This is a genomic window from Taylorella equigenitalis ATCC 35865, from assembly GCF_000276685.1.
In the GTDB taxonomy this organism is placed as follows: domain Bacteria; phylum Pseudomonadota; class Gammaproteobacteria; order Burkholderiales; family Burkholderiaceae_B; genus Taylorella; species Taylorella equigenitalis.
Window position 1 is genome coordinate 115,534 of sequence record NC_018108.1, and the last position, 13,114, is coordinate 128,647.

The 13,114-nt window shown below is 30.7% G+C and carries 11 protein-coding genes and 1 pseudogene; 11 read left to right on the forward strand and 1 reads right to left on the reverse strand.

Features of this window, described 5'->3' with window-relative positions; genetic code table 11:
• The first annotated feature begins 148 nt into the window (after nt 1-148).
• The 11 genes and pseudogenes from KUI_RS00540 to KUI_RS00595 all read left to right on the forward strand — a co-directional run bounded on the left by KUI_RS00540 (nt 149) and on the right by KUI_RS00595 (nt 12,515).
• Nucleotides 149-802, forward strand: a complete 654-nt coding sequence (locus KUI_RS00540) for a hypothetical protein (protein ID WP_014840032.1) — start codon at nt 149-151, stop codon at nt 800-802.
• Nucleotides 799-1,418, forward strand: a pseudogene (locus tag KUI_RS08615) (hypothetical protein). The gene KUI_RS00540 and the pseudogene KUI_RS08615 overlap by 4 nt, the downstream one beginning before the upstream one ends.
• A 392-nt stretch (nt 1,419-1,810) precedes the next feature.
• On the forward strand, nt 1,811-3,364 hold the full coding sequence (locus KUI_RS00550; protein ID WP_014840033.1) for a type VI secretion system Vgr family protein: 1,554 nt from the start codon (nt 1,811-1,813) through the stop codon (nt 3,362-3,364).
• Between the two features lie 14 nt (nt 3,365-3,378).
• The gene (locus tag KUI_RS00555; RefSeq protein ID WP_014840034.1) at nt 3,379-4,272 is read left to right on the forward strand and encodes a hypothetical protein; all 894 of its coding nucleotides are present in this window, start codon (nt 3,379-3,381) and stop codon (nt 4,270-4,272) included.
• A 9-nt stretch (nt 4,273-4,281) separates the two neighbouring features.
• Entirely contained in the window at nt 4,282-5,178 is an 897-nt protein-coding gene (locus KUI_RS00560; protein ID WP_014840035.1) for a hypothetical protein, read from the forward strand.
• Nucleotides 5,179-5,189: 11 nt separating this feature from the next.
• Entirely contained in the window at nt 5,190-6,080 is an 891-nt protein-coding gene (locus KUI_RS00565; RefSeq protein WP_014840036.1) for a hypothetical protein, read from the forward strand.
• A 1-nt stretch (nt 6,081) separates the two neighbouring features.
• Nucleotides 6,082-8,832: a DUF2169 family type VI secretion system accessory protein gene (locus KUI_RS00570; protein ID WP_014840037.1), complete on the forward strand. Its 2,751-nt coding sequence runs from the start codon at nt 6,082-6,084 to the stop codon at nt 8,830-8,832.
• A 3-nt stretch (nt 8,833-8,835) separates the two neighbouring features.
• Nucleotides 8,836-9,909 carry a pentapeptide repeat-containing protein gene (locus KUI_RS00575; RefSeq protein WP_014840038.1) on the forward strand — a complete coding sequence of 358 codons (1,074 nt, stop codon included), beginning with the start codon at nt 8,836-8,838 and terminating at the stop codon, nt 9,907-9,909.
• The gene (locus KUI_RS00580) at nt 9,891-10,559 is read left to right on the forward strand and encodes a DUF3540 domain-containing protein (protein WP_014840039.1); all 669 of its coding nucleotides are present in this window, start codon (nt 9,891-9,893) and stop codon (nt 10,557-10,559) included. Before KUI_RS00575 ends, KUI_RS00580 begins: the two co-directional genes overlap by 19 nt.
• Before the next feature lie 11 nt (nt 10,560-10,570).
• Nucleotides 10,571-10,957 carry a DUF4150 domain-containing protein gene (locus tag KUI_RS00585; protein WP_014840040.1) on the forward strand — a complete coding sequence of 129 codons (387 nt, stop codon included), beginning with the start codon at nt 10,571-10,573 and terminating at the stop codon, nt 10,955-10,957.
• A gap of 1,027 nt (nt 10,958-11,984) precedes the next feature.
• On the forward strand, nt 11,985-12,515 hold the full coding sequence (locus KUI_RS00595; protein ID WP_225972097.1) for a hypothetical protein: 531 nt from the start codon (nt 11,985-11,987) through the stop codon (nt 12,513-12,515).
• A 76-nt stretch (nt 12,516-12,591) separates the two neighbouring features.
• Here KUI_RS00595 and KUI_RS00600 read toward each other — a convergent pair whose 3' ends face one another.
• Complete coding sequence (locus KUI_RS00600) at nt 12,592-13,098, reverse strand: hypothetical protein (RefSeq protein WP_014840043.1); 507 nt, start codon at nt 13,096-13,098, stop codon at nt 12,592-12,594.
• Nucleotides 13,099-13,114 lie beyond the last annotated feature (16 nt).

Genomic DNA, 13,114 nt, shown 5'->3' on the forward strand with positions numbered 1-13,114 from the left:
ATTCTAACTAATTAGAGGGAGTCCATTTTAATTGCCGATTACACCACAAAATAGTAAAGTGCCATAACCTTATTTTTGTTCAAGTAACTATAAGTTCATAATACTTATTTATATTTATAATGCTTTAAGAATTTTTCTTTCATTAAGTATGGTTTATAAAGGTATAGATTGCTTTAAGCACTCAGATGATGGATTTTGGAGGGTTAAACTGAATAGTCATTTAGAAGTATCTGTTCCCTCTTATACAAGAGTTATTCTTGGTGAGATTAAGAATGAGAGGCGATTTTTTTCATTTTACGAAGGGTTATATAAGAATCAGGAAGCTTCAATAAGTTTAAAAAATGGTGACCCTTTCATGGGTAGGATGCTTAATTATAGAGAGAATGTTAATTTGGTTTTAAATCTTAATGTTAGTGCTAGTAGCAAAGAAGAGAAACAAATTCATGGAATCCTTGTAACCCCTATAGGTAACTTGCATTGTAAATCATGGGGTAGACCCTATCACCCAGGGTTTCAAATAATTTTAGACTCTATTTATAGAATTAAGTTTCCTGATTATCCTCATAAAGGATCTACTACATATAATACTGATACACATTTATATAAAGTATGGTTTGGTCTTGAATTACTAATAGGTAGTGAAAACATAACAGACCGCTATCTTCATTTTGGACAAACCTCTCATGGTTGTGTGTCATGCTCGGGTGGTGAATTATGGACAAGTTTATGTGAGTACCTATTAACAAGCAGAGTTAAAAATAATTTTGATACTGTAGGGTTTTTAAAGGTTAATTATATATGAACTTAAAAAATAGTTTTATTTATATTTTTGTGTGTGTATTGATTACTATAAATCCATCTTTAGCTAACAATGATAGAAATAAAACTAAAGATGAATTCATTAAAAGTGTCCTGGAAACAAGAGAAAGCTATCCAAAATATAAGATTAATAAATTATTTGAAGAAGGTAAAAAAAGAAATGGGATTCAAGGGATGAGTTAGTATATCGTCCAAGCCCACAAGGAAAAATTTTCTGTAGTGAAGTTCTTATTTACCCAACTGCAGAATCTGCTTATGAGTGTGCATTCAGTTATTTTATTCCTTATATGGCATATAGATCCGAAGTAAGTCCAGAATCTAATGAAATGATGCATTTGTGGATAAGTATCTACTTAGAACTAGCTAGAATATTGTTAGAGAAATACGACCATCACTATGCTTATTATTATTCCAAATACGATAATAAGGACTTTTGGCAAGATAAAGTAAATCATCTGCAGAATTGTTTGGATAAATACACAGCAAATTTTTCAAATAAAGATATAGATATGTCATGCATTACACCTATAAGATCACCTTATTTAAATAAACCGAGGAGATTACCAAAAGAGGTGTTAAGGAGAATTTTAGAGAATTAATTCTTCTGAATTTATAAAAACTCTTAATCTTAGGTGCTTATAAAGATTTAGTTCCTGCAAATAATAATTTTTGTGAAGTCTTAGTTAACCCCCCAGGTTTCCCTAATTATTAAAGTATTAAAGGTGTTGAAAGAAAAGTTAACGAGATCTTTTTCAATGGACTTATTTTATTTGGAGCTATTGTAAATTCCAAATTATTTAAAAATGTAATTTAGTTGTGTTAAATAAACACATGTTGAAAATATAAGGTATTGAATTTAAATAAACTTCCTGATTCTGTCACGAAATTGAAATACTAAATCCTTATTATTGTCTTAAAGAATTCCCTTCCCTTTAATTGAATTTTCATATTTCAGAAGTATTCTAGTTTTACTTCTCAGGAGTTAGTAGTTATGGCAGACCGTCACGCAATCGCACATGTAGCGATACCTAGTCTTCAGTTTTTAAGTCTTAACGGGCATGAATCCCTTTCAAATTTGTATGAATTTGAAGTTGAACTTGCTTCAATGGATCATTTTATTGACGTTAGAAAAATGCTTGGAACTCAGCTTACCGTTGAGATTGAGTCTTTTATGTCGGCTCCTAGGTATTTAACTGGTCGTGTACGTAAATTTGAACTAGTAGGTACTGATCAAGATGGTTCTGAATATTTAGTTTACAAAGCAAGTGTTGTGCCACCTCTATGGTACCTAACCCAAGGTAAAGATTATAAAATTTTCCAAGATAAAAAAATTGAAGACATAATCAAAGAAGTATTAGACAAATTTGAAATTAAATATGAATTTAAACTTTCAGGTTCGTATAGAAATTGGGAATACGTAGTTCAATATGATGAATCACCGTTCAATTTCGTTTCAAGGTTAATGGAACATGAAGGGATGTATTACTGGTTTAAGCATGATAAAAATGAATCGACTATGATTATCGCTGATGATGCTTCCGCTCACGAAGAATTCCCTTCTTATGAGGTTCTTAATTATTTGTCATCTGGATTTAAGATATTTGATTCTAGAGAGGTTATTACTTCATGGAGGCATAATGCTGTAGTAACACCTTCTAAATATACAGTTGTAGATTTTGATTTTAGAAAGCCAAGTTTTGCATTAGATACCGATAAAGAAAACCAATTAGATGGTGATGATAGTATTGAAGTTTATGAGTGGCAAGGGGGGTATCAGGAATTATCCGACGGAGACAATTATACTAAATTAAGACTCGAGGAATTGAAAGTTCCTCAGGAGATTGTAGAAGCGGATTCAAACATAAGAGGAATTTGTCCAGGATATAAATTCACTCTGGCAAATCATCCTAGAGTTGCTGAAAATCAAGGTTATGTTGTTGTCAGTGCTCACTATATGATTCAAGTAAATGGATATTCCTCCAATTCTGGCAGACAAGATTTCTTTAGTACTAGTTTCTATTCTTTACCAGCATCTATTCAATTTCGTGCTGCACGAAGATCTCCTGAGCCTAAAACTCATGGTCCGCAAACTGCTACAGTGGTAGGTCCATCTGGAGAAGTTATTTACACTGACAAATATGGTAGGGTTAAAGTGCAATTCCATTGGGATCGTGATGGTAAAAAAGATGAGAACTCTTCATGTTGGGTTCGTGTATCAAGTCCTTGGGCTAGTACTGGTTTTGGTGGTTTACAAATTCCTCGTATTGGAGATGAAGTTGTTATTGATTTTATTGGTGGTAACCCAGATAGACCATTAATTATCGGCAGGGTTTATAACGAGGATAACCAGCCTTTAGTTAATCTACCAGATGATTCTCATACCTCAGGCTTCCGCACAAGAACAATTCAAGGTGGTAGCGACAATCAAAATTTCCTTTTGTTTAGAGACAAACAAGGAGATGAATTGGTTGACATTCAAGCAGAAAAAGATATGAAGATATTTGTTAAGAATGACTTTTACTTAACAGTTGGTAATTGCGGTTAATAGAGGGGAGTTTAATGCCTAGTGCTTATAAGAAGATTCAGCATAATGTTGAATTTACTGTCCATAATGGTAATGAATCTCATATAGTTGAAAGTGGAAGTAGAACCACTAAGGTCAAACAGCTAGAAAAAGGTACTTTTAAAAATGGAAGAGATGAACATATTTTAGCCGGTGGTCAAAAAACCCATATTCATGGTAATGAGGAGCGTTCAATACTTTCAGATGATCAAGTAATCGAGGTTAAAGGTGATCAAGTTGTTACAATTAGTTCGGGTACTAGAAGTTTAGATGTAGGACTTTTTGGTGTTGATACAGTTGAAGGTAAATATGATTTAACAGTTGAAAAAATAACTGAGAGAACTTATGGAACCTCTGTTGAAGAAACATATGATAAAACTTACGATGTTATTAGCTCCTCAGTTACTAATACTTTTAAATTAGGTATTGAAGAGAATGTAACTAATAGCTTAACTGAATATAACAGAAATGGTGGGTTTGAGCACAATGTTACTTCAGGTGAATGGATAACTGATGTAGATGGTTATATTGATATTTGGTCTTCAGGAAATATTAAATTTGATTCTCCAAAAATTGAGATTTTAGGAAATGCTAAAATAACAATTGAGACTCCCTTACACTATATATATAAGCAAAATAAAGAAACAGAAAAGCCTTTCAAAGGTGACGTTTACTTAGCGTCTTTTACTACAAGAATATTTGATGAAAAAGCGGGTACTGTGTTAGGTGCAGTAAATTGGTTTTCCAAATCGGATTACGGTTTGATAAAGTTAGATAATTATATCAAAAAGTTCGGTACTAAACCTCTTCGTATACCTGAAAAGAAAGATGTTAATAATAAAGCTGGTTCTATTAAAAACGAAGTGGTTGGTGTAAAAAATGATAACTAACTGGGGGGTATGATGGCGGGAAACTATACAGAAAATATTCTAAATAATCTTGAAACTCAAGTTATAGAGGGTAATCTCACTCATTCTGTTAATACTGGTACAAGATATACCAAGGTCAAACTTCTAGAAAAAAATACTTTTTCTAACAGGCGTGAGTTATATATATTTAATGGACAAACTACAAGAATCAGTGGTGGTGAGGAACATAAGGTTTTTGATGGTAACCAGACTATAAACATTGAATCTGGATCACAAAAAATAACAGTAGTTGAAGGGAATCGGACTCTTGACGTTAAATCAGCTAATTCTGATTGTTTTAAAGATTATAGACAAACAATTTCTGGTGAAACTAACAGAACATTTAGAGGTCAAACTTCTGATAAGATAGGTGGAATTCATGTGGTAGATGTTTTAAAGAAAACTACTATAGAGATGGATTCATTAGATGAAACTGTTAAATCTTCTGCGGCTAAATATACTAGTGACTCTGGTTATACGGAAAAAACTAAAAATTTTTGGAAAACTTCTGTAAATAGTGGTGAAGCCAATATAAAATCCACATCTAGAATCAACATCTCCAGTAATAGCATTATAGATATTTTGGGTACTAGTGCTATTGACTATCAAACCAACCTTTATTTGTTATTAGCATTTTTAAATGTAGAAGCAGGGGAGATTAAAAAAGATAATGTGAAATTTTGTATCACAAGTAGAATTGGTTGTGAAGCTAAAGTTGCGGAAGTTCAATTAACACAGTATGCTTGGAAAATTGACAAGATGGTACACAAAAATGATTTTAAGATAGTTGAAAAGAAAGAGGAAGCACTAAAAAATACAAATAAAATTGCTGGAATTGAGTTAAGTATAGTAATGATTTCAATTTTTGGATTTAGTTTATTAAACTAATAGAGGGTTCTATGCCAAATGCATTTATAAATATCGAAAATAATTGTTCCGTAAAAGTTCATAATGGAAATGAGAAACTTTTTGTTGGCACTGGTTCTCGAACAACATTAATAAATGATAAGGACACTGCAGAGTTTTTTAATAGAAGAGAAGATTATATTGAGAGTTCAGGTCAGCTTGTTAACATTACTAAAGGTGAAATTCACAAGGTATTAGACGGTGGTCAAAACGTTACCTTAACTCAAGGTAACCAAATAATAAATGTCTCGAAGAATAGAATAATGAGAATTAACGGTGATTTAAAGGAAAGTTTAAATGATAATCACACTTTAAACGTCGAAAAATCCACAATTCTTAAATTTAAATCACCAGTTAAGGATACTTTCGAAAGCCCTTACGAAAACATTACTGACAAACTTGTGACAAATAATTTTAAATTAGGTCTCAAAGAAACTGTCAAAGGTTTAACTAAGTACACTCACGAATCTTCATTTAAAAATGAAGTTACAGGTTCTTATAATTTAAATGTAAATGGCTGTACAGAATTATCTTCTACCTCAAAAATTAAATTTGAAGCTCCTGAAATTAGATTTTGTGCCCCAATGATTAGACAGGATTCACCTCATAACAAAGTTAATGCTGATGCCAAATGGGATTGGATTGGAGGATTGAAGGTTGATTTTTATTTTGTTTCATTTTATCAAAGACTGGTTGAAGCTAAGCTTAATGGATCTGCTATAACTGGTTACGGTCTCAAATCTGATTTTGGTTTAGTTAAGACAGAATTTTGTGCAACTGAATCAAAAAATGATGTTGCTAATTCAGAAGTATCTCTCGGCCCATTAACACTCCTAGTAGGGGTATTTCAAGGAATACGTTCAGCAATTCGTATCCGTCTTTAAAATGAGAATAATTAAACCACTTTCAACTTCACTTTTTTATAGGGTGTACGAGTTTAATAGGCAAACATATCTATCACTGTCTGTTAATTTATATATTGACAAAAATGTTGATGAAGTTGAATTTCGCTTACTTAGTGAGCAACAGATGTGGCAGGATTTCACTTCTATTTCTGTTAAAGATTTTAACAGTGAATTGATTGATTTTGGTATGCCTAAAGATAAACCCGAAATTATTGTAAATGGCTACGCTTATGGTAAATATTCAGAAAACAATAGGTCAGCAGTCAATATTGAGGCAGGTAATATAAATAAAACTTTAACTGTATATGGTGATAGGTTTTGGATAAATGGTAAGCCTAGCTCCCCAGAGGGTTTTGACGAGTTACCAATTTCTCTTAGTAAAGCTTTTGGAGGAAAAAATGTACCTTCCAATACAATAGGCAAGGGATCTGAAAAAATATCTAAGCCTGATGGAACGGTTGTTACTCCTCTTCCAAACGTTGAGGATCCTAATCACCCTGTGATATATCCAGATAAAATATATCCAGTAGCAACTTTCAGCGCACTTCCTATTGAATCTCCTAATAGAAATAAATTACTTGGTACATACGATAGGAATTGGCAGGAAAAATTCTTTCCTGGATTTGCTAGTGATATTGATTGGTCTTATTTCAATCTCTCACCTGTAGACCAGAGATTAGCAACAATTAATGGTTTGAAAATGAAATTTACTAATATGAATCCTTACAAAAAAATAGTACATTTCAAAATTCCAGACTTAAAGCCCTTAATTTTTTTATTGCCTAGGGGGGATAAGTCATTAAAAACACCCTTAGAGTTGAAATTACAATCGTGTTTGGCTTATCCTCATAAAGAAACTTATATTCTTAGTTATCATGTTTCAACTCCAGTTGAATCTTCAGAAGTAACTGATATCTTTGATTTTTTAATGTTGGCTATCGAAAAAACACAAAGTAAAAGGTCTTTAGAACATTATCAAAATGTTTTAAACATTAGATCAAATCTGAGAAAAGCCAACCTTTATGCTACCTTTGATGAAATGTTGATAGATCAGGGTATTGATTTTAAGGGTTTGCCCCCTGTGCCTCTAAATAAACTTTTAAAAAGAAAATTATTTGAACTCAAACGAAAATTAAGCAACATTAAAGATATAAATAAAAAAGCCGAGAATTTAGATTTGGAACTTGTTGAAGATGCTAAGTTAAATTTTAGAAATTATTCTTATAAACCAGATTTCGAAAAAGATTTAAAGGATACTTTAGCTCAATTAACTTCAGATTCCTCTCCTGCATCACAGGAATTTAAAAAAATCCTTTCATCTATTGACTCCAATAATTTATATAAATTATTTGAATTAGTTGAATTAGATTATATAGAAATGGATTTCTTACTTAAGTTGCTAGTAGAATTAGATGATAGCAAAGATGAATCAGTGTTAGAAACTGCTAGAAAAATTCATTCAAAAAGAAAAGAATTAAATAAAAAAATTGAGTCGATTGATAATTTTGAAGTTGATCCTGATGAGAAATTAAAATATCTTAAAGATAAAATTAGCTTGACTAGAAACAAACTTATTGAAACTGTAGAAAATAGGAAATTTATTGATACGTCTAATCGTAACAAAACAGATTCGGATTTAGATTCATTTTTTAAAGATTGTGATGATAAATCTCTAATGTTTTTTGATAGCAATGCACCGACTATTGTTTACAACTCGAATTCAGTCAATAATGCTGTCGATTCTGTAGTTGAGCTGACGCATATAAATCAACTTTTTAAGTACTCTGTTAGTGGAATTAAAACTGAAATTATAGATAAGGATTTTCAGGAATTAGATTTAAGTGGAAAACCAATGCAACATTGTAGTTTTAAGAATGTTTCATTCTTAGACGTTGATTTCAGTGATAGCTTGTTAGGAGAATCAGCATTTGAAAACTGCGAATTCATTAATTGTATATTTTTAAATTGTAATTTAAACGAAGCAGAACTAAAAAGTTGTAAACTAATTTCTTGCGATTTAAACGGCATTAATAATGATAATTCTAAATTTCATAATGTAATTTTTTTAAAATGTAACATTACATTATGGAATCATACGAGATTTGTTTCATCAAACATTTTATTTAATGATTGCAATGTTTATTTTGTGACTTTCAATAGAGCAATCATAAAAGATATTGAATTTTACAATTGCAAGATTAATAAACTTACAATAATCAGCGGTAAATATAACTCTATTAAATTAATTAATTCTGAAGCCCTTAGTCTAAATTTTTCTACAGATAAAAAGTTTGTTATCGATTCTTTTACAATAGAAAACTCGAAATTAGACTCTTTTTTTATTAAAGATTTATCCAAAGTAAACCATTTCGTTATAAAGGATTCAAAATTAGTATTATCTACTATAAGGCAGTGTGAATTTGATTGTTTTGAAATTTCAAACTGTGATTTAAAAAACATTAATCTATCTAAATCAATTATAAGAAAATCTAAATTTTCAAAAGTTGATTTATCTAATTCTATTTTTACAGGATCTAAGATAGAAGATAGCCTTTGGTATGGTATTGATTTATCTTTCTCGCTTTTTAACAAACTAACTATTTTAAAAAGTACACTTAAAAAAATCAGTTTTTTCTCCTCAGACGTCTCAGAGATGAGTATTGATTCCAATACTGTTTTCGATGAGAACTATTTAAATAGAATGAATATTTTTCCAAAATTGAGGAATTAGTAAATGCAAAGCAATGATTCAATTAAGTTTGCTGAATTTTTGAATCTAGATCAAATCGAAAATTTTTCCTTTGAAAATTTAAATCTAGATGATAAAAATCTATTGCAAGGTTACGAATTTACAAGATGTATTTTTAAAAATATAAATTTTGAAAAATTGGATATTATCGATAATACTTTTCTTAATTGTGTTTTTTTAAATTGCAAGTTTAATAATTGTAAATTAAATAATAACGTATTTACTGGTTGTAAGCTCTCAAACTGTATTTTTTTGAATTGTTCTATTGATATATTTGCTTTTGCTTATACAGTTTTTGAAACCACTTTATTAAATTATTGTACGATAAAAAATTTTTTTATTACAGAATCTGATTCTATAGAATTAAGTATCTTAGATAGTTCACTTGAAGTGTTTAGTTTACTGAATCATCAAGTTAAGTTTGCTTGCCCTAAATTGAATTTTTCCAATTCAAATACTAAGTATTTTACAACGAATATGATTTCATTGGCAAATGCATCTTTTCATTTATCTGACATTGAGTCACTTATATATATAGACTCTTCATTGCCCGAAGAATATACTTTTAATAAAATTTCTTTGATTAAATCCCAGTTTACAAATAGCACCTTAGACAATATTGATTTTTCTGGATGCGATTTATCAAATTCATGTTTTAAATCTTGTAGTCTTAAAAATTGTAATTTTAAAAACGCTAAATTAGAAATGTGTTTGTTTCTTGACTGCAACCTAGAAAATTCTATTTTTAATAATTCTTTAATGAAAATTTGTAATTTTACTGGTTCAAATATTTCGGGTTCCAATTTTGAAAACTCTGATTTATCGATGTCTATATTTAAGAATGCACAAGCCGTTAAATGCAATTTTAAGGAAAGTAATTTGCAACTATCAGATTTTTCTCATTCAAATATTACTGGATCAAATTTTATGGAATCAAACTTGGATCGTACCAAGTTTCACTCTGTTATCGATTTAGATGTTGTTTGGGGTAATAGAATTAATTCTATAGGTGATGATAAAGATTTATTGGAGGCAGAACTATGGTTGACAAAAATATAAAAACTAATGAAAAAATTCCTATAGATTTCGACTTTCAAGATGGTATTGGTAATTCTCTGAAGGATCTTTTAGATAGAGATTTTAATAATCAGGAAAAATCCACTATTGGTCATAGAGCTAAAGTAATTTCAATTGATTCATCAAATCTATACACAGTAATTATTGATAATCAAATTGAAATAAAGTGTAAGAGGTCAGTTAGTTGCTTAATTAAACCAGTATTAGGTGATGTTGTATTAGTGAATTTGGACAAAAATAAATTTGAAGATAATTATATCTTGTACATCCTAGATAGAGATAATGTTGACTTGTCTTATGAAGTGGACTTAAATTTAACATTTACATCACCTTGTTTTAAAGTTTCATCCGCACTATTTTCAATTAGTTCTAAAAGAATGTCAGTGAAAACTCAAGACTATAAATTGCTAACCAGTGATTTTGAAGCTACCACTCAAAATTTTAATGTGTTCTCTAACAAATTAAATTTTTTAGCTAATTATTCTTATAAAACCGTTATTTATAAGGATGAATTAAGAGCCATGAATTTCGATCATACGGCTACAGGAATTGCTAAGCTGAGTGGGAACTTGACATACGTTCAAGGCAATGAAGTTCTAAAATATGATGGTAAATTAATGCTAGCAGGTTAAGGAGAAAAATTATGTTTGCAAATTGTCAGTTAGGTGGAATGGATTTAGGTTTTCCAGATGTATGTAAAACTCCAGTACCTCCTGTACCATACCCTAATATTGCACTAGGTCCAACAACTATACCAGTGTGTTTTAATACTTTACTTATGTGTACACCCCGTCATAATTTAATGTCTTTTCGACCCATCACTCAAGGTGATACACCAGGTGTAGGTTTAGGGTTGGTTTCACAAACAGTTATGGCACAACAAAGGCATGTAACAGGTTCTTTTACATTTGTAGTAAAAGGTGCACCACATACTAGAGTTACTAGTATGGGTCCTGCAAATTTAATTAATTGTCCACTTTCTTATAGGACAGTCCCGAGTCAATTTAAAGAAATTCTTTTGTGTCCATGAATTTATAAATCCTATCAAATATTAGAACTTATTCAAGTTATCCTCACTAATTTTATAATGTCATTTAAACATTGTTAGTGCATATTTATAATATTTAAAGTAGTTCTATTTTCAAAAGTGGAAAACATATTAATTTTTTTTCTGTTTTTGCGGTTTTTTGGGTATCCAATTATAGCTAGATTTTAATAAAATTAAATCTCTTTTATGATAAATTTGGGTTTCCCAAATTGGCAAACATAAACATGAGTATCGAGGCAAATTAACTGCCGTTGACGAAGGGTTGTTTTACACAAATAATTTACTATACTTATCTATTTTCGGTAGAATCCATCTATAAGTGCTTTATTTTTAATTTCCAAGTCAATCCTATGGATTATATAATTCAATCACTCTACGCTTGTTGGTATTATTTGGTACTAACAAAGTGGTGGTTTGTCTTAATTGTGACAGGGCTGTTTTTTTGCTTTTCAATTTATCTTGAGAATAAAAAGAAAGGTAAAAATAAGAAAAACAAGAAGTGGATTCTTCTGGACTCCCTTTTTTTACGGTATTGTTTGGCATATTCTCATATGGTCCTATAGGTTTATTGGGTAATGTTATCCAATCTCCCAATATTTATATTCTAAACAAATTAGGTCATGAGGTTGACGTCGAAGTTGTAGATTCATGGGAGTCTAATACTCTGATAAATTACCGGTACATCAATTGTTTTAAACTTCGCTACAAAACTTTAGACAATCAACAAATTGAAATTAATAGGTGTCAACCTTGGTATTTTGAAGGATATAAACTTGTTTACTTGCCCCATTATCCAAAAGTGATGTCAATTTCAAATCAAGATAAATAATTAGATCTTGTGACTTACGTTTTTTATCCTAATAATTTCGTGTTCAGTGATATGGAGGTAACTTTCAATTGCCACTGTCGTTTCACTCACGCCCGCTGAGCTTGAAGACTCTAGTCGTTGACTAAATTCGCTACCTGCCTCCAAACCGAAAAATCTAGTTACATTTACGTTTGCATATTTTTGTTAAAATTACCGATTTTTTCATTACAAGTTGTATATGCAATACATAATTCAAACATTTACGCCGCAATTTATTATTTCTTCGTATCGCCTTGGATTTATGTACCCGTAGTACTGGTAGTGGTCGGGGGCATTGCCACATTAATAAATCGAAAAAAATCAAACGAATCGGTATGGGTAGGCGAAGAAGATTCTCATAACACAAAAAAGACACCTTTGTTTTGGAGGCTTGTTTTCCTTGCTGGGGTGGCAATAACTTCGTATCTCACCATGCATTTAGTCCAACTCCTATTTATGCCAATCAACAATTTCGTTGTTAATGCGTTGGGCGTTGAGGCGGCTGTGGCCGAGGTTTCAAAGCACAATCGAAATGGCATTCATAATGATGATGCACTCAAATGCTACAAGCTGAGTTATGTGACTATGAACGGCACGGAACATCTAATTGATCGATGCGAGCCTATCTATTCACATTCGCATGAAATTTATTATTTGCCATATTATCCAGAGGTTATAGCAATACCTGAATAAACATCGAGCCCTAGCCATATATCCTCGAAATATGGCTTAGGGGCACACTAAAATATAAATAATATTTTTAGATTCTTTACTTAAACCAAATATCTTTTGGGCTAAGACTGACCTTACTATTGTCTTTAAATTTTTTTAGAAAAGATAATAATTTTTCTGGTAGTAAGTTATTTGAAATCCAAATACTCTTATTATCGAATCCTTTTCGTTCTAATTTTTTTAGGAGGTTTTGATCTTTAATAAAGTTTGACTTAAATTCTTTGGAGCCTTGAGAAGAAAATAATTTGTATAGGTCGTTTTTGTTTTTTAACAAAGAGCATGACTTTAACAATTCATTTTCCAAATTGTTAGCCTGACCTAATAAATAAACCTTACTTGCCTCTCTTATTATTAAATTGCAGTTTGATTCAAAATAATCCAAATTGGTTAGATCATCTGTATCGAATATTAGGTAAACTATATTATCTTGACTTCTAGAAAATAGCCTGGTTTGTGTTGAAATCTTATTTTTATTAAACCAGCAGCTAAGAATATTTATTCGTCCTGATTGTAAATAATCGTTTTTAATTAATGAATCAACCAAGTGTTTCTCAGTTTCA